This is a genomic window from Salipiger sp. PrR002 (genome assembly GCF_010500775.1).
Classification (GTDB): Bacteria; Pseudomonadota; Alphaproteobacteria; order Rhodobacterales; family Rhodobacteraceae; genus Salipiger.
Genome location: NZ_JAAGOU010000035.1, coordinates 24,772 through 50,611, shown reverse-complemented (window position 1 = coordinate 50,611; position 25,840 = coordinate 24,772). Strand labels below are relative to the sequence as shown.

General features: G+C 64.5%; 24 protein-coding genes and 1 pseudogene. 13 read left to right on the top strand and 12 right to left on the bottom strand.

What is annotated here, in order from left to right; genetic code table 11:
* Window positions 1–77: 77 nt before the first annotated feature.
* Window positions 78–742, bottom strand: a pseudogene (locus tag G0A00_RS22445) (transposase); the annotation flags it as partial.
* A 71-nt stretch (window positions 743–813) separates the two neighbouring features.
* Between G0A00_RS22445 and G0A00_RS22440 the strand changes: the two are divergent.
* The 4 genes from G0A00_RS22440 to G0A00_RS22425 all read left to right on the top strand — a co-directional run bounded on the left by G0A00_RS22440 (window position 814) and on the right by G0A00_RS22425 (window position 3,549).
* Window positions 814–1,014, top strand: coding sequence for a hypothetical protein (locus G0A00_RS22440; RefSeq protein ID WP_164184544.1), 201 nt, complete (start codon window positions 814–816; stop codon window positions 1,012–1,014).
* A 313-nt stretch (window positions 1,015–1,327) separates the two neighbouring features.
* Window positions 1,328–2,386, top strand: coding sequence for a DUF1214 domain-containing protein (locus G0A00_RS22435; RefSeq protein ID WP_164184545.1), 1,059 nt, complete (start codon window positions 1,328–1,330; stop codon window positions 2,384–2,386).
* Window positions 2,387–2,459: 73 nt separating this feature from the next.
* A complete protein-coding gene (locus G0A00_RS22430) occupies window positions 2,460–3,215 on the top strand; it encodes a hypothetical protein (RefSeq protein WP_164184546.1) in 756 nt (251 codons plus the stop codon).
* Between the two features lie 58 nt (window positions 3,216–3,273).
* Entirely contained in the window at window positions 3,274–3,549 is a 276-nt protein-coding gene (locus G0A00_RS22425) for a hypothetical protein (protein ID WP_164184547.1), read from the top strand.
* Between the two features lie 259 nt (window positions 3,550–3,808).
* Here the strand turns inward: G0A00_RS22425 and G0A00_RS22420 are convergent, their stop codons facing one another.
* A complete protein-coding gene (locus tag G0A00_RS22420; protein ID WP_164184548.1) occupies window positions 3,809–5,101 on the bottom strand; it encodes a hypothetical protein in 1,293 nt (430 codons plus the stop codon).
* Window positions 5,102–5,725: 624 nt separating this feature from the next.
* The gene (locus tag G0A00_RS22415) at window positions 5,726–6,643 is read right to left on the bottom strand and encodes a LysR family transcriptional regulator (protein WP_164184549.1); all 918 of its coding nucleotides are present in this window, start codon (window positions 6,641–6,643) and stop codon (window positions 5,726–5,728) included.
* Window positions 6,644–6,752: 109 nt separating this feature from the next.
* Between G0A00_RS22415 and G0A00_RS22410 the strand changes: the two genes are divergently transcribed.
* Both G0A00_RS22410 and G0A00_RS22405 read left to right on the top strand, forming a co-directional pair.
* The gene (locus tag G0A00_RS22410; protein WP_164184550.1) at window positions 6,753–7,769 is read left to right on the top strand and encodes an NADP-dependent oxidoreductase; all 1,017 of its coding nucleotides are present in this window, start codon (window positions 6,753–6,755) and stop codon (window positions 7,767–7,769) included.
* A gap of 57 nt (window positions 7,770–7,826) precedes the next feature.
* The gene (locus tag G0A00_RS22405; RefSeq protein WP_164184551.1) at window positions 7,827–8,300 is read left to right on the top strand and encodes a hypothetical protein; all 474 of its coding nucleotides are present in this window, start codon (window positions 7,827–7,829) and stop codon (window positions 8,298–8,300) included.
* 132 nt (window positions 8,301–8,432) lie between these two features.
* Here G0A00_RS22405 and G0A00_RS22400 read toward each other — a convergent pair whose 3' ends face one another.
* From G0A00_RS22400 to G0A00_RS22385, 4 genes are all read right to left on the bottom strand, one after another.
* On the bottom strand, window positions 8,433–9,557 hold the full coding sequence (locus G0A00_RS22400) for a sugar phosphate isomerase/epimerase family protein (RefSeq protein ID WP_164184552.1): 1,125 nt from the start codon (window positions 9,555–9,557) through the stop codon (window positions 8,433–8,435).
* Between the two features lie 23 nt (window positions 9,558–9,580).
* On the bottom strand, window positions 9,581–10,402 hold the full coding sequence (locus G0A00_RS22395) for an amino acid ABC transporter permease (RefSeq protein ID WP_164184553.1): 822 nt from the start codon (window positions 10,400–10,402) through the stop codon (window positions 9,581–9,583).
* A gap of 6 nt (window positions 10,403–10,408) precedes the next feature.
* Entirely contained in the window at window positions 10,409–11,335 is a 927-nt protein-coding gene (locus G0A00_RS22390) for an ABC transporter substrate-binding protein (protein WP_164184554.1), read from the bottom strand.
* Between the two features lie 238 nt (window positions 11,336–11,573).
* Window positions 11,574–12,278 (bottom strand): GntR family transcriptional regulator, encoded by a 705-nt coding sequence (locus tag G0A00_RS22385; RefSeq protein ID WP_164184555.1) that lies wholly within the window; start codon window positions 12,276–12,278, stop codon window positions 11,574–11,576.
* Between the two features lie 239 nt (window positions 12,279–12,517).
* Between G0A00_RS22385 and G0A00_RS22380 the strand changes: the two genes are divergently transcribed.
* The 6 genes from G0A00_RS22380 to G0A00_RS22355 are packed head-to-tail and all read left to right on the top strand — an operon-like array spanning window position 12,518 to window position 18,398.
* Window positions 12,518–13,585 (top strand): ABC transporter ATP-binding protein, encoded by a 1,068-nt coding sequence (locus G0A00_RS22380; RefSeq protein ID WP_164184556.1) that lies wholly within the window; start codon window positions 12,518–12,520, stop codon window positions 13,583–13,585.
* 22 nt (window positions 13,586–13,607) lie between these two features.
* The gene (locus G0A00_RS22375) at window positions 13,608–14,645 is read left to right on the top strand and encodes a PotD/PotF family extracellular solute-binding protein (RefSeq protein ID WP_164184557.1); all 1,038 of its coding nucleotides are present in this window, start codon (window positions 13,608–13,610) and stop codon (window positions 14,643–14,645) included.
* A 14-nt stretch (window positions 14,646–14,659) separates the two neighbouring features.
* The gene (locus G0A00_RS22370) at window positions 14,660–15,490 is read left to right on the top strand and encodes an ABC transporter permease (protein WP_164184558.1); all 831 of its coding nucleotides are present in this window, start codon (window positions 14,660–14,662) and stop codon (window positions 15,488–15,490) included.
* Entirely contained in the window at window positions 15,483–16,298 is an 816-nt protein-coding gene (locus tag G0A00_RS22365) for an ABC transporter permease (protein WP_164184559.1), read from the top strand. The genes G0A00_RS22370 and G0A00_RS22365 overlap by 8 nt, the downstream gene beginning before the upstream one ends.
* A gap of 31 nt (window positions 16,299–16,329) precedes the next feature.
* Entirely contained in the window at window positions 16,330–17,739 is a 1,410-nt protein-coding gene (locus G0A00_RS22360) for a Xaa-Pro peptidase family protein (protein WP_164184560.1), read from the top strand.
* Window positions 17,736–18,398 carry a flavin reductase family protein gene (locus G0A00_RS22355; RefSeq protein ID WP_203595481.1) on the top strand — a complete coding sequence of 221 codons (663 nt, stop codon included), beginning with the start codon at window positions 17,736–17,738 and terminating at the stop codon, window positions 18,396–18,398. Before G0A00_RS22360 ends, G0A00_RS22355 begins: the two co-directional genes overlap by 4 nt.
* Before the next feature lie 337 nt (window positions 18,399–18,735).
* On the opposite strand, the gene G0A00_RS22350 is transcribed toward G0A00_RS22355, so the two are convergent.
* Complete coding sequence (locus G0A00_RS22350) at window positions 18,736–20,256, bottom strand: M20 family peptidase (RefSeq protein ID WP_164184561.1); 1,521 nt, start codon at window positions 20,254–20,256, stop codon at window positions 18,736–18,738.
* Between the two features lie 105 nt (window positions 20,257–20,361).
* Window positions 20,362–21,201, bottom strand: a complete 840-nt coding sequence (locus tag G0A00_RS22345; protein WP_164184562.1) for a hypothetical protein — start codon at window positions 21,199–21,201, stop codon at window positions 20,362–20,364.
* Window positions 21,202–21,305: 104 nt separating this feature from the next.
* Between G0A00_RS22345 and cls the strand changes: the two genes are divergently transcribed.
* Complete coding sequence (cls, locus tag G0A00_RS22340; RefSeq protein WP_235953277.1) at window positions 21,306–22,847, top strand: cardiolipin synthase; 1,542 nt, start codon at window positions 21,306–21,308, stop codon at window positions 22,845–22,847.
* Between the two features lie 51 nt (window positions 22,848–22,898).
* Here cls and G0A00_RS22335 read toward each other — a convergent pair whose 3' ends face one another.
* The 3 genes from G0A00_RS22335 to G0A00_RS22325 form a co-directional block, all read right to left on the bottom strand.
* A complete protein-coding gene (locus G0A00_RS22335; RefSeq protein WP_164184563.1) occupies window positions 22,899–23,954 on the bottom strand; it encodes an AI-2E family transporter in 1,056 nt (351 codons plus the stop codon).
* Between the two features lie 80 nt (window positions 23,955–24,034).
* Entirely contained in the window at window positions 24,035–24,385 is a 351-nt protein-coding gene (locus tag G0A00_RS22330) for a potassium channel family protein (RefSeq protein WP_164184564.1), read from the bottom strand.
* A gap of 82 nt (window positions 24,386–24,467) precedes the next feature.
* Window positions 24,468–25,811, bottom strand: a complete 1,344-nt coding sequence (locus G0A00_RS22325) for an amidohydrolase family protein (RefSeq protein ID WP_164184565.1) — start codon at window positions 25,809–25,811, stop codon at window positions 24,468–24,470.
* Window positions 25,812–25,840 lie beyond the last annotated feature (29 nt).

Genomic DNA, 25,840 nt, shown 5'->3' with positions numbered 1-25,840 from the left:
TGACCGGTGCCCGAAGGTCTTCCTTTCGGCCGTCGCTCTAGCCGCCCTCGTCATCTACTGGTTATGAATCCTGACCCTAAGGACCATCGCTGGTTCGGCCCTTGTGGGATCGCCATCGGCGCCCTCGTTCCGATCGCGCGCTTGCGACCGCCACGCTTGCGCACTGTCAGGCCCTCTTCCCGGTAGATCCGGTAAAGCTTCTTCCAGTTCACCTGCCAGCCTTCGCGGCCAAGAAGCAGGTGCAGCCTTCGATAGCCGAAGCGACGCCGTTCGCTGGAAAGCGCCTTCAGCCTCTCCCGCAGTTCGGCGTCCGCAGGTCTGGTTGATCCACGTCGATACACACGCGGATCGATCCCGGCCAAGGCGCATGCCCGCCGCTGGTTGTAGCTTTTCTCTGTCATGGCCCAGTCCACAGTTCGTCGCCTTGCACCGGGCTTCAGAAGGGTCCGCAGGCTAACTCGAACGCATGGCGTTCGCCTGCTACCATTCCCAGCATTTCCTTCAGCGTGGCCACGTCGAGCATCTGCTCGGCCAGCATCTTCTTCAGCTTCGCGTTCTCAACCTCGAGCGCTTTCAGCCGCTTGGCCTCGGACACTTCCATGCCGCCATACTTCGAGCGCCACTTGTAGAACGTGCCATCGCTGATGCCATGCTTCCGGCACAGTTCCTTGGCAGCCATGCCGGCTTGGTGCTCCTTCAGGATGCCAATGATCTGCTCTTCGCTGAAACGGCTTTTCCGCATTGTCTGTCTCCTCGTGTGAGGAACAGGCTAACTTCAAAACGCGGACTTTTCAGTGGAGCAGGTCAGGGCCAATGAGCGCCGCCCTGCGCAAAATTGGAGACGCACTCGCGATGACACAATTCTTGAGATTTCTGAAGATCGCGAGCCCATGCCCCTACTTCCCTTGGCATAGCATTGAAAGAATGAAAACTTTTCAAAAACATATATTGAAGAACAATCTTCCCGCCGCGGCGGATGCAAAGCCTTGGGAAATCATTGATCCAGATCAGTGATTTATCATAGATTTTCCTGCATGTATGCAGGACTTGAGCCGCAATTGTACGGGAGGACTGCGCGGCATCTCATTGATTTAGCGCATCTTGATTTCTGTCGGCCCGGGGTCTGAACACGCCAGCGGCTGGCACCCAATTTATGCCCGCCGCGCCGAAATCCGCGCGGTGACTTTGAAACCCTCGAACGCCTGATCTCCGCAATTTCGGCGAATGCAGAACGAGTGACCTTTTTCTTCATTTCGTCGTGGAAGCGGCCGGGTGTTTTCAGATGTTCGCGACCCTCGCTTCCGCATTCAATGGAAGGACGAAAGAGATGAAACGCAATGCATTCTTCGGCGCGGTCGCGGCTTCGGCCCTGCTGGCCAGCGCTGGCGCGGGTCTCGCGCAATCGAAACCCGGAGCCCTGCACGAGGTCCTTGAAGGCAGGACGGTCAAGATCGACACGTCCAACTTCATCCGGGCCGCGACCAACATCGAGTTCGAGAAATACCTCGCCCTGTCCGGTGGCGTGAACACGCTGCTGCACATACGGGACGTCACCTCGATCGAACAGCAGCCGACGATCCGGATGAACCGCGACACGATCTACAGCATGGCGCTGGTCGACATCTCCGAAGGGGCGACGCTGACCCTGCCCGACGCGGGCTCGCGCTACGTCTCGGCGATGGTGGTCAACCAAGATCACTACATCAACAAGGTGTTTCTCGGCGGCGGGAGCCACACGCTCGACCTTGCCACCTTCGACACGCCGTTCGTGGTGATCGTGATCCGCACGCTGGTGGACGCCTCCGACCCCGATGACCTTGCCGCAGCCCAAGCGGTGCAGGACGCCATGACGCTCGAAGCCGGATCCGCGACACCCTTCATCGTGCCGAATTACGACATGGAAAACTTCGAGGAGGTCAAGCAGGCGGCGCTGGCGCTGTCGCGCTTCACCCCCGACAGCGCCGACACCTTCGGCGCCAAGGGAGACGTGGCACCGCTGCGGCATTTCCTCGGCACCGCCTTCGGCTGGGGCGGGCTGCCCGAGGAGGAGGCGTTTTACCTCAACGTCGAGCCGGGCCTGCCGGTCGACAGCTACAAGATCGAGGTGCCGGCGGATGTGCCCGTCGACGAGTTCTGGTCGGTCAGCCTCTACAACGCCAGCGGTTTCTACCAGAAGAACGCCCAGGGCGCCTACAACATCAACTCGGTCTCCGGCACGCGCAACGCCGACGAGAGCATGACCGTGCATTTCGGCGGTTGCGAGGACGAGAGCCGGGTGAACTGCCTGCCGATCATGGAGGGCTGGAACTATTCGGTGCGCCTCTACCGCCCGCGCCCCGAGATCCTCGACGGCAGTTGGCAGTTCCCCGACGTCGAACCGGGCTGAGGCGGGGGCGCTGCCGTCGCGGCCTTGAAGGAATTCCATTTGGACCGGGTCGAGCCCCGGAAGGAGGTGCAATATGACACGCTTCAGACCCTGCATGACCGCGATCGGCCTTGCGCTCGCGGCCGTCGCCGCCACCGGAGCGCCCGCCGCGGCGCAAGACTGGGAGTTCCGGATCACCCCCTATGTCTGGATGGCCGGTCTCGAGGGCGATCTCGGCACGATTCCGGGCTTTCCCGCACAGTCGGTTGACCTGTCGTTCGGCGATATCTGGGACGATCTCGAGTATGGGCTGTTCCTCTCGGGCACCGCGCGCAACGGCCCATGGGTGATCTACTTCGACAGCTCCATCGTGCAGACGGACTCGACCGAGAAGATCGGCGGCCCGAATGTCGACAAGGTGAACATCAAGAGCGAGACCTCGACGCTGACGCTGGCCTTCGGCGGCACCGTCTCGCAGTCCTACACCCACAATCTCGATCTCTATGGGGGCTTCCGCTACTGGAACCTCAAGAACGACTACCGCGTCTACACGCCCAGCGGCCGTATCAAGCGGGAGACGGACGTCGACTGGACCGACCCGATTGTCGGCATAGCCGGGCGCTATGCGCTGAGCGACCGCTGGCAGGCCTTCGGCGCTGCCGACATTGGCGGCTTCGGCGTGGGGTCGGATTTCGAGTGGTCGCTGATGGCGGGGGTCAGCTACGCCTTCGCCGAGGATTTCTCGCTCGCATTCGGCTGGCGGGTTCTTGATGTCGACTACGACGACGATGGCGTGGTCTATGACACCACCCAGTCCGGCCCGATCCTCGGCGTGACCTTCAGGTTCTGACATCCACTGCGGCTCCGGGCGGTGGTCGTCCGGGGCTGATAACTCAAGGGAGGATGGTATGCGGTATCTCTTTTTGACAGGCGCGCTCATCGCGGCGGCGCTCACCGGGGCCTGCACTGACAATCAGGCAATCAATGCGACCACTGGCGGGCTCGCCGGGGCTGCCATCGCGCATGAGGTCAGCGGGGGCAACAAGACCGCGGCGGCGCTTGGCGGCGCCGCCATCGGTACGGCCATCGGCGCCAACGTGCCCACCAGTTCCAGCGGCACCAAGCTCTGCAACTACTACAACCCGCAGACCGGCGCGTCCTACAAGGCGGAATGCCCGAGATAACGGGCGACGTGCAGGTGATCTGACTTCCAGCGGAGGGCGTTCGGAAAGGCGCCCCCTTCCGTCTCGGCACGGCGACTTTCGCATTGGGCCGCATCACCCTTGAGCCCGCCTATCGCTTCACCCGCGGTGAAGAGGTCAAATCGGCGACCGGGGTGCGCTTCTCGCAGTGTCTGAGAGGCAGGCTTCGCTCGACGGTCTGCGGGCGGGCGTGCGGGCGCCGATGGCGCGCCGATCTGCTACACGCCGTGATCTGAACCGGTCAGGGCCGAGGCGGCAGAACGCCCCGCTCTTGCAGCACCTGCAGCATGGCGATGATCGTGGTCGCGCTCAGATCGACCGATCCTTCGAGGCCAAACCCGACCCCGCCGCTGCCCATCTCCATCGGCGCGCCGGAGCGGAACTGCGGGTCGAGCACGCGCAGTTCCGGCGGCAGCTCCGGGCAAAGCGGCCGGTCCTGCAAGAGGTGGTCGACGGCGTCGATGAAGAGCGTGCGCGCAGCCTCGCTCCGCGCGCCCTGCCGCCCCTCGGCGATCACCGGGAGCGGCGGATCGCGCGCCAGATCCACGAGGTGAAAGATCAGGCAGTTGTCGGCCACCGAGGCGGAGATCTCGGCGCGCACGTCCACCTCTTCGGCACGCTCCAAGGCGCCGCGCTGCCAGGAACTGTCGCCGGTCCGCGCGCAGGTGTAACTGCGCGCATCGAGCCGGGCCAGCGCGACGAGGTTTTCGGCGTGCGCGAGGAACTCGAAGTCCTGCACCTCGACGCGCGCCCGGCAATCATCGACCAGCACCGCTCCCTTGGCCATGTCAGGCAGGCGTCGCTGCACGTCGCGCAGATCAAGTCCGGCGGTTGCCGCGATGCGGGTCGGCGAGACGGCCTTCAGGCGCAGGTCGAGACCGTAGGAGAGCGGCGGGTCGAGCGCCTTCAGGCTGTCCTCGAAACGGAAGGCCACGGTTCCGGCGGGAGGGACGGAGTTGCCCTCTCCTGCGGCTGGCAGAGCGCCCTTGTCCTGCCACAGGCCCATCAGCGCCACGAGGCGCTCCGCGTCGCTGGCGACAGAGCCGGAGAGCGCGGCCCCCATGCCCCCCTCGCCGATCTCGACCGCCCTGCCCGAGGTGAAATCCGGCGACAGAAGCGCGAGCCCCTCGGGCATCTCGGGACAGACCGGGGCCGCCCGCAAAGCCGCGTTTCCCTGCGTGACGATCGCCCGCCGCACCCTTTCGGTGATCCCGAAAAAGGTGCCCAGCCCGCCGGTGACGCCACGGGGGTCGAGCGACAGATCGCGCAGCTCGAAGCCGACGCATTCCCCACTGAGCCCGCCGGAGACCAGCGCTTCGACATCCACCACCTGTGTCCAGAGATGCGCCCCCCGCGTTTCGCGTTCGGTCTCGCGGTTCTTGCAGCGGTAGAGCTCGGCCCGCACCCGCCCCCGCGCGCGAACCGCATCCCCCTCTGCCTGCGCACTGGTCAGCCCAACGGTGAGGCCGAGGCCGCAATCGGGATCGAGTTTGCCCGAGAGCAGCGTGGGAAGAGCGCGCTGAATCTCCCGCAAGTCCACGGCAGCCTTCACCCCAAGCCGTGTCTCGCTTTGGGGGAAGAGGCCGAGGTAGACGTGCAAGGGAAGCGATCGACCCGCCGCGTCAATGCTTTCAGAAACTCCCAGCATGACATCCGCGGAATAGAGAGCCCTCGGAAATGGACCATTGGACACCGGCTGCACGGCTGGCACCGCGATTTCGCCCTCCGCGCAGCTCGCCAGCCCCATGCCAATCGCGAAGACCGTCCCCCGCCAAGCACGCGCAAAAGTGGTCCCAGAGTTCCTCATCAGCCCGTCCCTTTCGGATGGCAGGAGCTTTTTTTCCAGAATCCCATCATTCTACCGCAGAGCTTCACACAGCCAAGATCGCCGATTGATGGATTTGCTGCCGCCACGTTTCGCGCCATGGCAGGAGAAATTTGCCATGTAAGGGACGAAAGGCGCAGGTCCTCGACCCCGCAATGTCAGTCGCACGCGCACCCGATGGCGGTGCTAAGATCAGCGCGTCACGGATGAACGTTCTCAGAACCAAGGCAGACGTGTCTGACCGCACAATCCCAAACTCACGGTTTTCGCATGCTTAGGGGAAAGCCCACACCTGCAAGGTGCCCGAACTCGGTGTTCAGCAGGCCTTTGACGTCACGATCCAGCCGGGCCCTGGAACTCCGCCTGTAGGAAATCCAGAAAGGCGCGCACCGATGGGGTGCTTCGTCGGCTCTCCGGCCAGATCGCGGTGATCGCGCTGCGCTCGACCGCGAAGCCCTCCAGCACGGGGACCAGCGCGCCGCGCGCGACGTGGGGCGCCGCCAGAAGGGTGGAGGTCATGCCAATCCTCGCCCCGGCCAGCAGTGTCTGGATGAGGGCATCGCTGGCATCCACCGTGATCGCGGCGTCGGGCTGGATCTCCGTGATGCGCTCACCCGCCTGAAAGGGCCAGGGCATCAGCATCCCCGAGCTCTGGTAGCGCAGCGCAACCGTGTCGTGATCTTCGAGGTCCGTCGGACGGCGCGGCTCCCCGTGCGCCGCAAGATAAGCGGGCGCGGCAAAACAGCAGAGCCTCTGCACCGCCAGCTTGCGCGACAGCAGGCGCGAGTCCGCAAGCCCGCCGATCCGGACCGCGATATCCACGCCGTCCTCGACCAGATCCACGATCCGGTCGCTCAGCCGCAGGTCGATGACCACATCCGGGTAGCACGCGCGAAAGCGCGGCAGGGCGGGCGCGATCACGTGAATACCGAGCGGCAGCGGGGCCGCGATCCTGAGCCGCCCGACAGGGTCTGATCGCAGCGAGCTTGCCGTCTGCTCGATCTCCTCCGCCGCTTCGATCAGGCGCAGCGCGCGCTGGTGCAGTTCCTGCCCCTCGGTCGTCAGGGCGATCGACCGCGTGGTGCGGGTGAAAAGCGCAACGCCCAGCTGCTCTTCCAGCCGCCGCACACTCTTGCTGACGGCGGAGGGTGACACCGACAGCGCCCGCGCCGCAGCCGAGTAGCTGCCGAGCGAGGCGGTGCGGGCAAAGGCGATGAGGCCGGTCAGGCGCTCCAGTCCGATCTGTTCCATAGCGGCACAACTCAAGTGACTTTCGGGCGGATTATAAACTTCGAAAGGGGTTCGTATCTAGCCGTCATCACACACGGCCCGGAAAACGGCCTGAAGAAGGAGCCCCAAGATGACCCAGATAATGAAAGCCATACGCCAGCACAGCTTCGGCGGTCCCGATGTCCTGACCTATGAAGACGCCCCCATCCCCGAGCCCGGCAAGGGCGAGGTCCGCATCCGCGTGAAGGCGGCCGGCCTCAACCCGCCGGATTGGTATCTACGCGACGGCTACAGCGCGCTGCCCCCGGAATGGCGCCCCAAGGAGAGCTTCCCGCTGATCCTCGGCACCGATGTCTCGGGCGTGGTCGACCTCGTGGGCGAAGACGTGACCGGCTTTGCGCCCGGCCAAGAGGTCTATGCCATGGTGCGCTTCCCCGACGCGATCATGGAGGGCTCTGGCGCCTATGCCGAATACGTCACCGTGCCCGCCGAGCAGGTTGGCCACAAGCCCGCCGGGATCGGCCATGCCGAGGCCGCCGGGGCGCCCATGTCGCTGCTGACCGCGTGGCAGTTCCTGGTGGAGGTTGGGCATGACGCGCCAAACCCGTTCCAGCCGGTGCCCCACGTCCCCGTGCCGCTGAAGGGCAAGCGCGTGCTGGTCAACGGCGCCGCGGGCGGCGGCGGTCATCTGGCGCTGCAAGTCGCGAAATGGCAGGGCGCGCATGTGATCGCTGTGGCCTCGGGGCGGCACGGAGATCTGCTGCACGATCTCGGCGCGGATCAGGTGATCGACTACACGCAGGTGAAGCCCGAAGTGGTCTGCTCGGATCTGGACCTGGTGCTCGACTGCGTCGGCGGCGCGGCGGCGGCCCGCTTCCTCGGCTGCCTGAAACCCGGCGGAGCGCTCTTCATCGTCAACCCGCTGGGCTTCGATGGACATGCCGAGGCGGATCGTCTGGGGATCACCGTGTCGTCGACGCAGGTGCGCTCCAGCGGCGCGCAACTTGACGCGGCGGCGCCCCTGCTGGCGGACGGCACGATCCGCGTGGTGCTCGACACCGCGCTGCCGCTGGCGCAGGCCGCCCGCGCCCACGAGCGCGCCGCCGAGGGCCACATCCAGGGCAAGATCGTCCTCATCGTCGATTGACCGCAACCCGCCACCGGGGGCGCCCCTTCCCCCGGTGGCCCGGCAAGGGGAACCACCATGTTATCCGAAACCACATACGCTGCAGGCAGTCCCGACTGGCTGGCCATGGTCGGCGAGGTCCTCGTGACTGCCGCCCGCGCGGCAGACCTGCCCGCCGATCTGACCCTCTCGCTGGTCGAGCATTACATCGACGGGCCCGAGATCGCGCCGGGGCTTTTCCAAGGGCTCCGGTTCGACATCACCAATGGCGTGCCCAGCTTCCGTGCAGGTGTGAGGCCGAGCGAGGCAGGAGACATCACCATCCATGTGACGCCTGAAGTGGCACAGAGGCTGAACCAGATCTACACGTCCGACCCCACCCTTGCGCAGGTTCAGCAGGCGGCGCTGGCAAGCGGTCAGTTTCGCGTGGAGGGAGACCCCTCCAGGCTGGGGGCCTGGTTCGCGGCGACCCATGACGCGATCGTATCCCGGACAGCTAGCTCTTCCTTGAAAGGGCCACACACAGCACCTCCGAATACGCCCAAACGCTGACAGCCCGCGCGGTCAGATCTATCCGCGTAGAGATCAACCGATGCAGCGGCGCGGCATGGAAGCTTCGAGCCCTTGGACGAAACGGCTTTCTTGCCGCAGCCGTGGAATTGGCTGCGACAAGGCGCTCGCCCGTCAGGCGTAGTCGGGCTGGGGCTGTTCCAGCCGGACACCCACTTCCGCGCTCACCGCCTTGATGTGATCGGCCGACTTGCGGATGTAGACGCGGGCTTCGGCGTAGCGATAGGACTGCTCGGCGTAGCTCGGATAGCCGTAGTTGCGGCGCTCATAGGTTTCCCAGTCCTCGATGGCGCCGCTGGCGATGCGGTGCTCGTAGGCATCCACCATCTCCATGTAGGCCTCGTATTCTTCTGCGGTCAGGTCGGGATGGACCGCACGCCAGACCGGGTCATTGATCTGGATGCACTGGCGCGGGTTGGCGGCGCGGGGCTTGTCATCGCAGGAGGCGGCCATTTCGAGCGAGAGGTTCAGCGCCGGGTTCGCCTCGGCGAGGATCGGCAGGATCGCCGCGAAATCGACGATGCCCTCGCCGCAGGCGCGGCCTTGGAAGTCGAGGCCGCCGGGGGCGCGGGCGACATAGGCGTCCTTGATGTGGGTCTGCCGGATGTAGGGCGCGAGGCGCCGGGCCGCCCAGACCGGGTGCTCGCCGCGCTGCAGGCCGTTGGCGGTGTCGAGCACGGCGCCGGTCACGTCCTCGCCCACCGCCTCGATCAGGCGCAGGATCTCGAAGGAGGTGATCTCGTCATGCGTCTCCATATTCATATGCGAGCCGTGATCGCGCAGCGCGGGCGCGAGGCGATGCATGATCTTTTCCATCGCGGCAAGCTGATCGGCCCAGTCGATGTCGGTGCGGAAGCGGTCATTGGCGAGGCGACCGGGGAACTGGCCCTTGAAGTTGCCGGGGGAAATCCAGAGCTCGTGCAACCCGATCTCGGCGGCGATCTCGATCATTCGGGTCAGGCCCGCCAAGATATCGCCGTTGCCAGCGGCGCGCAGCTCGGGCGCCTCGGCGCTGCAGTAGGGGTTGATCTTGCCGAGGCCCGCTTCGAGGTAGAGCCCCATCGCGTCGGCCTTGGCGCGGAGTTCCTTCAAGAAGCCGCGGTCCAGCGTCGGGGACATGTCGAGCACGGTGGGAAAGAAGATCCCCGCAAGTCCCATCTCCTGCACGTGGTCGAGGCTGGCCATCGGGCCGCGCGTCGTGGCTTCCGGCAGTTTCTGCCAGTCGATGCCGAGTTTCATGGGGAAGTCCTTTCCGGTGGGGATCAGTTTCCGCGGCCCTTGGGCGCGAAGCGTTTCTCGAGGTAATGCTGGCCGACCTGCGCCACCGTGGTGATGCCGAGGTACCAGATGGAGGCCACGAACAGCAGTTCGATGACCAGAAAGTTGGCGGCGTAGATCTGCTGCGCCATGGTCAGCAAATCGCGCATGCCGATGACCGAGACGATGGCGCTGGCCTTCAGCATGCCGATCGCCTGGTTGCCGGTGGGCGGGATGACCAGCCGCACCGCCTGCGGCAGGATGATCGTGCGCATGATCTGCAGCGGCTTGAGGCCAAGCGCCTGCGCCGCCTCGCGTTGGCCCTTGTCGACGGCCTTGAGGCCCGCGCGGATGATCTCGGACATATTGGCGGCCTCGTGCAGCCCGAGGGCGAGGAAGCCCGCCACCGCCGGGGTCACCAGCAGGTTGATGTCGTAGGGCCCGAGGCGGGGCACGAAGAGCGCGATGTTGAACCACAGGAAGATCTGCACGATCAGCGGCACGCCGCGGAACCACCAGACGAAGCCCGCCGCGATGGCGCGCAGCACGAGGTTCTCGCTGATCGCCATGGCCGCCACAACGCAGCCCACGACGATGCCGAAAACCATTGCGCCGACAGTCAGCTTCAGGGTCAGCACCACGCCGCTGAGGATGCGCGGATCGAGCAGGTAGCCGGGGATCTCGGCCCAGAGGATGCTTTGGCTCTGGGCGACGACCCAGACCATGGCGCCAAGGATCAGCAGCGCCGTGCCGCCCGTGGCGATCTGCCCCCACCGGATCTTCAGTCGTGCGGGCGGTGCGCGAAAGTCGGTCTCGATGGAGGCCATGGTGTCTTACTCCGTTTCGACGGGCATGGAGGCGGCGTCATTGACCTTGACGGTCTCGACGGCGAGCGGGGCGAGGCCCCATTTCTCCATGATCTGCGCATAGCCGCCTGCGTCGACCATCTGCTGAAGCGCGGCGACGACGGTGTCGCGCAGCTCGGGGTTTTCCTTGTGGGTCAGCATGCCGAGGTAGCCGACCGCGAGGCGGATGTCGGGCAGCGCCTGAAGGCCCACGCCCTTGCCGACCTGTTTCTCGGTCGAATAGACGCTGGTGGCATAGCCATTGACCGTGGCATCGGCGCGGCCGCTGCGGACGGCCTGAAGCACCTCGGGCATCTTCGGCAGCGACATGATCTCCATCGGCTCGGCGCAGCCTTCGGCGAAGGCGGTGACGAGACGGTTCTGGAAGGTGCCCACGGGCACCGCGACGCGCTTGCCGCAGAGATCGTCCATCGAGGCGATGTTCAGCGGGTTGCCGTCGAGCACCATGATCGTCGTGGCGTCATACATGTAGTCGATCACGTCGACCTGCTTTTCCAGCTCGGGATCGTCGTTGATGCCCGAGATGGTCATGTCGAAACGCCGGGACAGGATCGCCGGGACGATGCCCGCGCCTGCGCCGAGGTCGGTCATCTGCACCTCGACACCGAGGATCACGCCCAGGGAGGCGGCAATATCCGCGTCGATGCCGATGAGCTTGCCCGCGTCGTCGTGAAAGCTGATCGGCGGGGTGAGGTCGGTGGCGACCCGCAGCACGCCCGCATCGCGGATCGCCTGCGGCAGGCCCGCGGCGAGATCGGGGTTGGCGGTGACGCCGGGCAGCGCGGTGATCTCATCCGACGCGTGCATGACCTCGGTCATGCCCTGCGCGAGGGCGGAGGTGGCGAGGGTGGCGGCGAGCGCCGGGCCGAGTGCCATCTTGACGAGCTTGTTCATGAGGAGGGTCCCTGTTGTCAGGCGCGCCGTTGCTCGACGCTACACCCTCAAACTCACCTCGCGACAAAACTTGCGCAAGTTCATTCGAAAGTTTTGGCGAACCGCAGCGCGGAAAATGCCATGGAGCGCCGCACGCGTGAGCAAAACGCTACTCTGAGCGTCATGTTGGCGCATTCTTGGGCGAAATGCGAACGCGAGGTGCGACTCGTCCCGGCCCCTGCCCGGCGCTGCGTCGGGATCAGGGCTTGCCGGTCATCCGCTCGAGGATGGCGAGAAACTCGTCCTTGTCACCATCGACACCTTCGAAGGCGATGTTGCCTTCCATGTCCTCGAGATGCACGGCCATGGCCGTGCGGGCGGCGTCATAGTCCCCGGCCTTCAGGTGATCGAGGATCAGCGCGTGATGGGACGTGCCGCAGGTGCAGTCACTGGCGCGTTCATAGAGAGCGTTGACCAGCGACAGCCGGGTGATGACGTTCTCCAGCATCTCGAGCAGCACGTGATTGCCCGCGTATTCCGCCAAAATATGGTGAAAATCGCCCGCAATTCGCTTCTTTTCCGTCGCGTCGCTGCCCGAGTGGACCTTTGTCTCATTCTCTATGGTGCGCGCGAGAACGTCGAATTCCTTCTTGTTCAGGCGGCCTGGCAGCGCGTCCATCACCGCCATTTCAAGCACGCGGCGGGAGGCGAGGAGGTTCTTCGCCTCGGCGGGGGTGGGGGTGGCGACGAAGGAGCCATGGTTGCGCCGGCGCTCCGCGAGATGCTGCTGCGCCAGCATGGTCAGCGCGCCGCGCACCACCGTGCGGGAGGCGCCGAAATGTTTCGCCAAGATGTCTTCCTTCAGCTTGTCGCCGGGCTTCAGCGCGCCTTCGAAGATCGCCGCGCGCAAAGTTGCGCAAATCACCTCGGAGATGTCGTCAGATAGAATCATGCTGTCTTTCATTGGAAACGCTCCACAGGCCGGCCTCTCGGAATGACCGAGATTTAGCGGCCCGCGCAGCAAAGATACAGGGAATGCGTTCTCAGGACGCCCAGAACGGGCGCACCTTGAGTATATGTGCGCAAAATATTCGCACAATAGTCGCGAACATACTTTCGCACCAACTTACGCATTGATTTGCGAACATGATGTGACGCAACAGTCGTGTCATCACAGTTCGCAACCAGCGGAGCACCCGTATCATGGCCGACACCGGATTGCAGATCAGCAACGTGGATCACAGCTACGAGGACAAGCAAGTCCTTCATAACGTGAATTTCGACGTGCCCGACGGCAAGGTCGTTGCCCTGCTGGGGCCCTCGGGCTGTGGCAAGTCGACGATCCTGCGGGCCATTGCCGGGCTCATCACCCCGGACCGCGGCCGCATCTCGCTGCAGGGGCGTGACCTGACCAAGGTGCAGGTGCGCAACCGCAAGCTGGGGATGGTCTTTCAGAACTTCGCGCTCTTCTCGCATATGACGGTGGCCGAGAACGTCGCCTATGGCCTCGCCCATCTGCCGCGGCAGGAGCGTAAGGAGCGCGTCGCCCGGCTGCTCGAACTGGTCCGGCTGACCGCCTTTGCGAACCGCTTCCCGCCGAGCCTTTCGGGCGGGCAGCAGCAGCGCGTTGCCGTCGCCCGCGCCCTGGCGACCGATCCCTCGGCGCTGCTGATGGACGAGCCCTTCGGCGCGCTCGACCGCGCGCTGCGCTCCGAGCTTCAGGCCGAACTGGTGCGGATGCAGGATGACGTTGGCATCACCACTGTGATGGTCACCCACGACCAGGAAGAGGCGCAGGCCGTTGCAGGCCAGCTCGTGGTGATGAACGAGGGTCGCGTCGAACAGGTCGGCTCGCCCGAAGAGATCTACGACCACCCCGCCAGCCTCTTCGTCAATGGCTTCATTGGCCACGCCAACCAGCAGCACGCGACAGTGACTGGCGCGGGCCGCCTGAAAGCAGCCGATGGCGCCGAGATCGCGATGAACCGCGCGCTCAACTATATCCCCGGCGCCGAAGTGATCGTCACTTCCCGCCCCGAGGATCTGAGCCTCTCGCTCACCGAGCAGCCCGGCGCCATCGCCGCGCGCTTTGGCCGCGCCGTGGTGATGGGGCGCTTCCTCACCATCGACGCCACGCTTCCCGACGGCACCGCGATCAAGGCGCAGGTCCTGCGCGACGGCGGTCCCCGTCCCGGAAAGGGAGATGCCATCTGGCTGATCCCCGACACCTCCCGACTGCACGTCTTTCCTGCCAACGACCAGATCAACTGAAAAGCCCAACGAGGAGACTGACATGACCATCAATCTGACCCGCCGCGCCTTCACCATGGCCGGCCTCTCGGCCCTTGCCACCCCGGCGCTGATCCGTCCCGCGCTCGCCTCCGGCGGCAAGGTCGTCGCCGCCACTTTCCCGGGCAGCTGGGAAGACGCCTATCGCTCGATCGTTGGCCCGATGGTCAAGGACGCGGGTTTTGATCTGACCGTCGCGCCGTCGCTGGCGCAGGACCAGATCGCCCGCCTGATGGCCAGCCCCGGCCAGCCGCCCTATGACGCGCTGCTCGTCTCGCCGGGTCAGAGCGACATCCTGATCCAGGAAGGGCTGATCGAGAAGATCGACCCGACGCGCCTGAAGAACTGGGACAAGCTGAGCCCCGCCGCGCAGAATGAGTGGGGGCCTTACGTCACGATCGAGGTCAACGGCATCGCCTACAACCCCGAGGTGGTCGACAAGCCTGCGGGCTACAAGGCGCTCTTCGAGGACCCGCAGTACGAAGGCAACCTCGCGCTCATCGGCTTTGGCTCGAACACCGCGACCATGGCCTACACCGAGATCAACAAGGCCTACGGCGGCACCTATAACAACATGCAGCCGGTCTTTGATCTGCTCGAGGCCTACCTGCCGAAGATCGGCGCCATCGCGACCTCGGGCTCGAACCAGATGACCATGTACCAGCAGGGCGAGATCGCCGTGTTCATGGCCTCGACCGGCAACGTCGCCAAGCTGCGCGAGCTGGGCATGCCCTGCGAGTTCGCCCACCCCGAAACCGGCTCGCCCTCTGTGCCCGTCGCGATCCATCTGGTGAAGGGCGCCTCGAACCCCGATGGCGTTTACGCCTATATGGATGCCGCCATCGACGCCGCCGCGCAGACCCAGCTGGCCGAGCCGCCGACCGCGATGATCCCGACCAACGTGGATGTGCCCTACTCCGAGGTCGTCTCGCAGTTCGTCACCCCCGAACAGGTGGCCAACGCCGTCTACCCGGACTGGCAGGCGATCAACAAGCACCGCGCCGAGTGGACGGAAACCTTCGACCGCCTCGTCGTCCGCTGATCGGGAGAGCCGCGATGATCCGCAAAGAAACCTTACTGTCGTGGCCCATGATCGCTTTCATGGTGCTGTTCTTCATCTCGCCACTGCTGCTGCTCGCCGGCATCAGCCTGCGCGGGGAGGATGGAAGTTGGGGCCTTGGGAACTTCGCGGCCTTCCTTTCCGATCCCTTCGCGCGCGGCGTGCTCACCGGCACGCTGGCGCTTGGCGCGAAGGTGACCTTCTTCGTCTCGCTGGCGGCGCTGCCGCTGGTGATGCTCTATTGGCACGCGGGGAAACGTCTCCGCGGGCTGATCCTGATCTGCACGCTCTTGCCGATGCTGACCGCCAATGTGGTGCGCACCTTTGCCTGGGTGGTGCTGCTGGGGCGCAACGGGCCTATCAGCCAGACGCTGCTCGGGCTCGGCCTCACCGAACGCCCGTTCTCGCTGCTCTTTTCCGAGACCGGGCTGATCATTGCGCTGGTGCAGATCGAACTGCCGCTGCTGCTGCTGCCGGTCTTCGCCGTGCTCAACCGCGCCGACCGCAAGACGCTGGAGGCTGCCGAGGTGCTGGGCGCAGGCCGCTGGCGCGCCTGGTTCTCGGCGATCTTCCCGCAGATCATCCCTGCCGTATTGGCGGGCTGGGTGCTGGTCTTTGCCTCGGCCACCACCTCCTACGTGACGCAGAGCGTCATCGGCGGTGCGCGGCTGATCTATCTTCCGCAATTCGTCTACCGCGAGGTCGGTGTACTCTTCCAATGGCCAATGGCCGCCGCGATCTCGATCCTTCTTCTGGCGTCCACCGGCGTCATCATGCTGGGCCTCACCATGCTCGCCCGCCACGAAAGGCTCCAAGGTCATGCTTGAGACACGTTCGAAGATCTCCACCGCTCTTTACTGGGCCTTCGTCTGGGGCGCCGGCCTCGCGGTGCTGGCCTTCATGATCGGCCCGATCCTGCTGGCGCTGCTGATGTCCTTCAACTCCGGCACGACGCTGCGCTTCCCGCCAGAGGGCTTCTCGCTGCGCTGGTACGAGCTCCTCTTCGACCCGATCGCCTCCGAGCCGATCCACACCGCCGCGAAGAACTCCATCGAGGTGGCGCTCTCCACGGTCGCCGTGGTCACGCTGATCACCGCCCCCGCCGCTTGGGCATTGGCGCGCGCGCCGAAGCGCTTCGCCGGGTCGGTCGAGCCGGTGCTGCTGGCACCGCTGGTGCTGCCCAGCCTTGTCTATGCGCTCGCCGCGCTGCTGGCGCTGAGCCTGCTCGGCCTCGGCCCGTCTTTCCTGGCGGTGCTGATCGGCCACGCGGCGGTCTTCGCGCCGCTGATGTTCCGCACCGTGCTGGGCCTCGCGCAGCGCATGAACCCGGCGCTCGAGGAAGCCTCGGCCACGCTCGGCGCCAGCCGCGCCCGCACCTTCCTGCGCATCAGCCTGCCGGGCATCCTTCCCGGCATCCTCGCGGGCGCCTTCCTCGTCTTCATGCAGTCGCTCGACAACGTGTCGGTGACGCTCTTCCTCGGCGATCCCGGCCGGACCATGCTGCCGCTGCGCCTCTTCGCCATGCTCGAGGAAAGCCTCGACGGACGTGTCGCTGCGGTCTCGGGCGTGCTGATCCTCGCCGCGGCCCTGCTGCTGGTCACCCTGCAACGCTTCGGCGGGCGCGATGCCCGCTGACCCCGAACTCACTCACGGAAAGGACCATCCCATGAACGCGCACAGCTCCGGCGCCCGGCCGTCCATCGAAAGCCTGCTCGGCGATTTCGCCCCCGACTTCGACTTCACTCCCGCAATGCCGATCCCTCCGGAGGAATACGCCGAGCGGATGCGCAAGCTGAAGCGCGAGGCGGTCTCCGCTGGGCTCGACGCGGTGGTCGTGCATTGCGACAGCGTCGGCTGGTTCCACGCGGCGCATGCCTATCTGCGCTACCTCTGCGACTGGATGCGCGAGGGCGTGCTGATCGTGCCGATGGACGAAGACCAGGAGCCGGTGCTGCTATCGTTCTTCACCCAGTCGGTGATCCTGCCGCCGGGCGGCGAGCCGGTGGGCGTGGACCGCATCCTGCAGATCGGCGCCGTGGGCCGCGAATATGCCGACATCCCCGGCGACTCGGGTGCCAAGACGATGCAGGCGCTGGTTGGTATCCTGGGTGAGCTGAAGGCCGACAATATCGGCTTCATCGGCGACAAGCGCTCGGCCGGGTTCCGCGCCGCGCTGGTGTCCGAGATGCCCAAGGCGAAATTTTCCGACCAGCACGGCATTCTCGACCGCATGCAGCGCAACCGCACGCCCGCCGAGATCGCCCAATTCCGCACCGCCGCGCAACTGATCAGCATTGCGACGCAGGCGGCCTATCATGTCGCCCGCCCCGGCGTGACCGACTACGAGATCTACGCCGCCTTCACCCTCGCGCAGATGGCCCGTGGCGGCGAGACCGGCGACGGCTATCAGATTGGCGCCAACGAATGGGGCACCCATTGCGGCAAGCCCTACGGCCATGTCATGCGCAAGGGCGATCTGGCCAACCTCTACGTGTCGAACGTCACCTATCAAGGCTACACCGCCCAGACCGCGCGCATGTTCGCCTTCGGCGCGCTGACCGACCGGCAGGAGTTGGTGCTGGACGCCTGCACGCGCGGCGTGAAGGCCGCCGAGAAACTGATCCGCCCCGGCACGCTGATCCGCGACCTGAACAACGCCGCGTTCGACAGCTATATCGCGGCCGGCCTGCTGAAAGACGCAGAGGCGCGCACCATGCCCTACAACTGGCGCACCGCCGACGATGGCGGCCCGCGCGAGATCCCGCGCCAATATGTCCCCGACGCCGATTACGAGGCGCAGGGCCGCAAGCTGATGCATGTCTACCCGGCGACCTTCGGCCCGCATAACCCCAACCTCGGCCACTCGGTCGGCATGGCGGGCGGGCAGAATGCCTTCAATATCTCCTCTCACAACTATGACAGGCTGGAAGAGGGCATGGTCTTCGTCCTGCACACGCAATGGCTTGAACCCATGTCCGCAGGCTGCAACATCGGTGACATGTATGTCGTGACCGCCGACGGGTTCGAGAACCTCTCGCGCCACACGCCCCTCGAGACGCACCGGATCCCCGCATGAAAGATCAGACCATGACCAGCCACGCCTTCGACTTCGCCGAGCTGACGCCGAAGCAGCGTTACAAGCTGCTGATCGGTACGGTGATCCCGCGCCCCATCGCGCTGATCACCACCCTGTCGGAGGATGGTACGCCCAACGCGGGTTCCTTCAGCTTTTTCAACATCCTCACCCATGATCCGGCGATCATGGCGGTGGGGATCGAGCACAAGCCCGACGGCACGCCCAAGGACACGGCGGCGAACATCCTCGCCACCGGCGAGTTCACCGTCCACATCTCGGACCATGCGCTCGTCGACCAGATGGAGATCTGCTCGATCAAGTTCCCGGCGGATGTCGACGAGCTCGCCCTTGCGGGGCTCGAAACCGCACCCGGCGAGACCGTGCGCAGCCCGCGCATCCTCGCCGCTCCTGCCGCCTTCGAGTGCCATCTGGTGCAGACGGTCCCGGTCAGCCCGGCGCGCACCATCGTGCTGGGTGAAGTCAAGCGGATGTTCCTGCGCGAGGCGCTGGTGGATCCGGAAACCCATTACGTCGATCAGATCGGCATCGACGCCGTCGGGCGTCTCGGCGGGCACCTCTACGCGCGCCAGCTCGACCAGTTCGAACGGGTGACGCCGACGGTGGAGGAGTTCATGGGCGCGTCGGAGAAGGCTGGCTGAGTTCCGTTCGGCGAACGGCAAGGACGATTTCGGCGAAGACTTAGGGTCAGGCTCCATTGACCATGGCGGAGGGCACGGGCCGCCGCGAGAAAGCAGAGCGGTGATATGTCTGATCTGCTCTGCCTGAGCGATGCGCAGATGGCGCGTCTGGAGCGCAGAGCGATTGACCAGATCGGCCCGCTTGAGAGCGCGAGGCCCGCGGTGAGCGACACCAGATCTCGGGACATCGAAATCGGTCACGCCTTGGAGGTGCCCTCTCGAAGGCACCGGTGCAGTCGGCAGGGACGGTCCAAACGAGGGAGGTGGCGGACTATACCGCCACCTCTTCTGAACCCCTCTACAGCTCGTCGAGATTGCTCATGATCTGATAGAAGAATGCGATTGTCTTGGCGTACTCATCCACCAGAAGGCGCTCGTTGACGCCGTGGAAGCCTTCGAATTCCTTCATGTTCTCCAGCTGGATCGCGGTGAAGGTATAGACGTCCGGGGCAAAGGACCGCGCCTGGAAATGCTTGGAGTCCGACCCGCCGATCACGAAGAACGGCGCGACGACCAGATCATTCCCCCAGATCTGGCGGATGGTCTTTTCCATCGCCTTGTACCCCGGCCCCTCGGGGTCGGCGATCGCTGTCGCGGGAGTTGAGGCGGAGATATCGCGCAGGGTGATGCGGTCATCCTGAATCGCGTCCTTGACGTGCTGGATGATCACCTCTGGCGTGTCGCCGGGCATCGGACGGAAATTGACCACCGCCGTGGCCGAGGGCGGCAGCACGTTGTCCTTGATGCCCGCGTTGAACATGGTCACGGCGATGGTGGTGCGCATCATCGCCCGGGTGACGGGATTGCCCGCCATCACCTCGATGAACTTCTTTTCGTCCTCCGTCATCTCGCCTTCCTTGCCGAAAGCGACCGCAGAGTAGAGCGGCTGAAGTTCCTCGTCGAGTTCCGGCCCGAGGTAGCGGTACTGGGCCCGCAGCGCGGGGTGGATGCGATAGGGGAACTGCGCGTCTTCGAGCTTGGTGATCGCTTCGGCGAGAATGCCGATGTTCGACTCTTCGGGCGGCTGCGAGGAGTGGCCGCCGACGGCGTTGATCGCCAGCTCGAGGCTGAGATAGCCTTTCTGCGCGATGCCGATCAGCGCGGTGTTGTCGGGAAGGCCCGGGAAGATGCCGGGGATGAGCGGCGCGGATTCATCCATCACGAAGGCAAAGCGCTCGATCCCGCGGTCTTCCAGCACCTGGGCGATATGGGCAGCACCCTCCGGTCCACCCACCTCTTCGTCCTGGCCGAAGACGAAATAGAGCGTGCGCTCTGGCTGCCAGCCTTGGGCGAGCCGCATCTCGGCGGCCTCGAGAATGCCGTGGATCTGGTTCTTGTCGTCCATGGCACCGCGACCCCAGAGATAGCCATCGGCCACCGTGCCCGCGAAGGGTTCCTGCTCCCACTCGTCACGGGAATCCGGCGGCACCGGCACGACATCCTGATGCGCGTAGAAGAGCGCGGGTGGCAGATCGGGGTTCTTGCCCTCCCACGTATAGAGCAGGCTGTAGGGGCGCGGATCGCCGAGGATTTCCCGTTTCAGCGTCTCGTGGACCAGCGGATAAGCCTGCTGGATGAAGGCGTGGTAATCATCGAAGGCCTGCGTGTCGAAATCCTCGCGATCCTGGTTCGAGATCGTGGGAAAGGTGATCGCCTTCGACAGGCGCTCGATGGCCCCGTCGAGATCAACGTCGATCGAAATCTGCTCGACATCCTGCATCTGCAGCGACGGAAAGTCGCCATCCTGCGCGATGGCTTGGGTCGATATCGCGGCCAGGGCGAAGAGCGGGCCTGCAAAGGTCAAATATCTGAATTTCATTTCAATGTTCCTCACGGAAGTGACGCGGACACAAAACACATGGGACACAATCGTTGCGCTCGACGCCCCGCGGACTCGAGCCGATTGGAACTATAGACCCTCTCTTCAGAAATTCAGAACCTTGAAGCCGACCTGCACCGACCAGTCGGCGGGAGCGTCGGCTCCGAAAAGCACCCCGGGCTTGATGAAGATCTGACTGTCACCGCCGAACGCCCGCCCGGTCAGCATGCCGGCCGTCACCTGCAAGCTGCCAAAGGTTCGATCCGCTTCCCAATCGTGGATCACCGCCGGATCGAAGGTCAGATAGTATTTCGGGTTGGGGAGCTTCGGCACGTAATAGAAATCGACCGTGGTGGTATTCAGCTCTGTACCCGCATCGTTCCCGCCCTCGAGGCCGAAAGTCTGAACCCATGCGGGCGCGAAGATCGCGCCATTGTCGAGGAACCAAGCGTAGAAGAGTGACGTCTCCATGGCATATTGCCCGTAGCCGGTATCCTCCCGCGAGGCGGTGTCGAGAAATAACTCAGCAGTGAAGGCCGCGCCGGTCTTCTCGGTCAGGTGGAAGACGTCGAGATAGGTCACGCTGAAGTCGCCGAAGTCGTACCCGGAGTCGAACGGGCTGTTCGTATAGGGAAGCGTGAAACGGAACGCCTTCGAGCCATCGCCGAAAGGCTGGGTATAGAAGGCTTCCCACAGACCGGCGTCCAGGTCATCCGTGATCTGGCTGAACTGATACTGGATGCCAGCCTGCGTTGTGAGCAGCGTCGGGTTGGTGCCGTTGTTGATCTCTTCAAACTCGCGCTGGACCTGATCGAGATAGCCACCGTCTTGCGCATGTGCTTGCGGCGCAGTGCAGACAAGAGCGGCGGTCAGAGCAATTGCCGTCATGCTGATCGCGCGTGCCTTGGCGCGAATGCCCAGTGGCTGAATGTCTTCTGGGGTCATTGGGTGATCTCCTCGCAGACGTTCCGGTGAGCACGTCGCGTCCCTGCGCGCCTCGCCTGCAAGCAGCCTACACCGCGGATTTCGCGATAAAGGCGGATTTCGATATGCAGATCTTGCCAAGTTTCGGCGGGCATCCTTTTCAGCCACGAGCCAAGAACCACGTGGCGTCGTCGCAGGCCCTGCCGCTACACTTCGGGGCCAAAGCCGTAGCCGAGGGGCCGCCGATGATCTGGATCCTGCTTCACTATGCGATCGTGTTGGCCTGCGTGATGCGCATCCTGCTGCGCCCCCATCGGGATCCGGCAGCGCGGGCCGCATGGGTGCTGACCACGCTGGCGGTCCCCGTCGTAGGTGTTCTCGCCTATCTGCTCTTCGGTGAGACGAGCATCGGCAGGCGGCGCATCGAACGGCTCCGGCGGATCGAAGATCTGCTCCCGGATGCCGCGCGCTTCCCTGCAGAGGTGGCTGGCGCTGGTGCGTCGCCGCGGGTTGATGCCCTGTTCCGCGTGGGCGCCTCGATCAGCGGCTTCGAGCCCTGCCCGGGGAACAGTGCCGAGCTCATGGCCGACAGTGATAGGGCGGTGGACGCGATCGTCGCCGACATTGATGCCGCGACAGACCACGTGCATCTGATGTTCTACATCTGGGTCGCGGACAGCAACGGGCGCAAGGTCGCGGAGGCGCTCATGCGCGCCGCGCGGCGCGGGGTGGTGTGCCGGGCGATGGCCGACGACATCGGATCGCGCCGTCTTATCCGGTCGGCGTTGTGGACCGAGATGAAGAGCGCCGGCGTGCATCTGGCCTCGGCCTATCGCGTCGGCAACCCGCTGCTGCGGATTTTCGATGGCCGCATCGATCTCAAGAACCACCGCAAGATCGTCGTCATAGATGGAAGGGTGACCTACTGCGGCAGCCAGAACTGCGCCGATCCGGCCTTCGTGCAGAAGGCGAAATATGCCCCTTGGGTCGATATCATGCTGCGCATCGAAGGCCCCGTCGTGCAGCAAGCGCAGAGGGTCTTTGCCGCCGACTGGATGGAGGCCGTCGACGAGGACGTGTCGGGTGTTGTCGCCCCCGCGATGGCACCCATCCCGAACGGCTGGCCCGCGCAGGTGGTCGCAACAGGTCCGAGCGTTCGAGCCTCGGCGATGCCCGAGATGTTCACCAGCCTGATCTATGCCGCCCGCGAGGAACTGGTGGTCACGACGCCCTACTACGTCCCCACCGAGGGGATACAGTCTGCGCTCTGCGCCGCGGCCTATCGGGGCGTGAAGGTGACGGTGGTCTTCCCGGCCCGCAACGACTCCCTCTTCGTCGGCGCGACCAGCCGCAGCTACTATGCGGGCCTGCTCGCATCGGGCGTCGAGATCCGGGAGTATCTTCCCGGTCTGCTGCACAGCAAGACACTCGTGGTGGATGGCGAGATCGCCCTGATCGGCTCGGCCAACATGGATCGGCGCAGCTTCGATCTGAACTACGAGAACAACATCCTTCTGGTGGACAGGCAGACCTGCAGGGATATCCGCCAGAGACAGGACAGCTACATGGCAGAGACCCGCGTGGTCACGCCCGAAGAAGTGGCCTCCTGGTCCCTGCCGCGGCGCCTCTGGCAGAACGCGGTGGCGATGATCGGACCGATCCTCTGAGGGCAATGGGCCCGATGTCGGGAGCCGCTAACATCGGGGCACTTCGAAACCCTATTCGAGATAATCGATCTGACCATCCTTCGAGAGCAGCACGGCCAGCCAGCGCAGGCTGGGCACCTCGGAGGCGACCACCATGACGATGACGGTGAGCGGCACGGCCAGAAACGCTCCGAGCCCGCCCCAGAGCAGGGACCAGAACACCAGCGACACGGTGATCATGAAGATGCTCATGTTCAGCGACTTGCCCTGCATCATGGGCGTTATCACGTTGCTGATCACCTGATCGGCGCCGCCATAGATGACAATCACCGCCACCAGCGGCCACAGGCTGTCGAATTGTGCCAGAGCCACGAACGACGGCAGCAGGATGCCGATGAACGCCCCGATGTTTGGGATGAACCCCACGAAGAAGATCATGATCGCGAGGAAAGACGCGAAATCGAGACCGATCAGACGGAAGACCACGTAGGCGACGGCCCCGCTCATGGCGCTGGTCACCGCGTTGACCCACATGAAGTTCTTGATGCCGATCGCCGCCCGCCGGACGATGACGGCAAAGTCCGCGCCATGCGGGTCGGGCGAGGACAGCATCGCGACTTTCTTCTGCCAGTCGGACCGCTCAAGAACGAGAAACACGAAGTAGATCGTAAGCAGCGAGACCTGCGCGATGCTGCCGACGAGACCTCCTGCGAGAAACACCACGAGATCGCCGACCTGCAAGCCATCGACCGCCTGATGGAGGGCCTCGACCAGCCTCGGCCCCAAGAGGCTTTCGAGCTTGACCGCGATGCCGCCCAGCCGCTCCTGGTATCTCGGCAAGGCCTCCACGATCTCGCCTGCGGCGGTCGAGGAAATGGCGGCGAACACCCAGATGACCGAGATGAAGATGGCGAGGGCAAGCGCATGGGCCTGCCATCCGGAAAATCGGTGCCCGCCGATAGAGACCCGGGAGAGCCTGTCGGTGAAGGCCGTCGCGAGAATGAAGATCAGGAAGGCGACGGCAAGCAGCTTGAAGAGGTCCTGCCCCAGCCAGAGCAGCAGGATGACAAACGGCAGACCAACGATGATCTTGAACCAGTCAGGGGCAATTACCTGTGCCGATTTCATATCACTGCTCCTGCACGCCTTACCGCCAGTCAGTGACGGGCACCGTCTGTGTTGATTTTCGCCCCGAACTGAGACCGGGGTCAGTCCTGCAAACTGTCACCCTCTTCGTCCTTGCCCTTCTGCAGAAGCGCACGCGCCAGTTGGGAAAAGAGCGTCACAAAGACGCCGACACCCACGAAGATATAGACAACTGTGAAAATCTTACCCAAATCCGTGGCTGGTGCGATGTCGCCAAGGCCGACGGTCGAGATCGTCGTCGCACTGAAATAGAACGCATCGACCCAGCTCCATCCCTCCACGCTTCGGTAAAACACCGTCCCGGAGATCAGGATGACGAGAGACAGGACGAAAGCGGCGCGGAATTCCGGCAACTCCCACGACCGGAAGATCGCCTTCACGAGCCGAAGAATGGTCAGCCAGAGGCTCAGCATTGCAATTTCCTCCCCCCGCTTGCGGACACTGCCCTTTCAGTGCCCGGCCAACCTGGCGCGCGCCCAAACAGGAGAGACGCTCTCACTCCATGTCATCCTTGTAGATCTTACCGGCTTTCATGATCAAATCCAGCGATCCCTCATAGTCCCTGAGGATCGAGATATCCTCGAGCGGATTGCCGTCGATGAGCAGCAGATCGGCGTGGGCTCCGGCCTCGATCACACCGATCTTCCCGGGATACGGGTTTCGATCGCCCGAAAGCTGCAACAACTCTCCAGAGAGCGAGGTGGCTTGGGCCAGCACCTCGGCTGGCGTGAACCATTTCGTACGCTCGACGAATTCGCGGTTCTGGTCGGCGCAGGCTTCGGGGTTCACCACGACGTCGGTGCCAAAGGCAATCTTGAGATCGTATTTCTTGGCAAGCTCGAACATCGTGTCGAGCCCTTCGGAAACCATTCGGCCCTTTTCGAGACGGACCGGGCCAAGGTCCGGTGAGAAGGTGAGGTAGACCACCACCTGCGGGCTCAGCCAGACGTCGTTTTCGGCCATCATTTGCGCGATCTCCTCATTGATGAGGTTGCCGTGCTCGATGGCCTTCACGCCATTTTCGATCGCCTGCTTGACCCCGTCCACGGTGTAGACATGCGCCGTGACATAGGTTCCGAAACCTTCGGCCACTTCGACCGCCGCGCGGATCTCGTCGGCGGTGAACTGGCGGCCGTCGATAGGGTCGAACTCGGTCCCGACACCGCCCGCGAGATGCATCTTGATCTGGCTGGCCCCGCGCTTGAGCTGTTCGCGGACGGCCGTCAGAACCTCGGCCCGGCCATTAACGATGCGGCTGTAGCCCAGCCGTTCGAGGTTGTTTTCGGGCCCGCCGAATTCACGCGGATCCATGAAACGCGGATTGGCATCACCATGCCCCCCGAACTGCGAGATTGCGCGCAGCGACGGCCACACTCGGGGCCCGGCAATCTCGTCCCGGTCGGCGGCCAGCTTGGCGCCCCAGGATGCGCCCCCGACGTCGCGCAGGCTGGTGTAGCCGCGCATCAACGCTTCTTCGGCAGCCTGCGCCGCCTTGATCCCGATGTAATCGAGATCCGGCGCGTTGGACCCCGCCATGTCGGCGACCGGCACGTTGCACAGGCTGAGATGGTAATGCACGTCGATGAAGCCGGGCGTCATCACCCGGCCGCCCGCGTGAATGACCACCGCGCCCTCCGGAGCGGACAGGTCCGCCCCCACAGCCGCGATCATGCCATCCTGCACCAGCACATCCTGCCCCTCGATCAGCTCTGGACCGACCCCGTCGAAGATCCGCGCGCCGGTGATGAGGATGGGGGGCTCGGCACCGACCTGGGCAAGACCGGGCCCCGCGAAGGCAAGCAAGGCGAAAGCCGCCGTGAACCGGAAATCCTTGAACATGGAAGTCTCTCCCTGTGTTGACTGAAGTG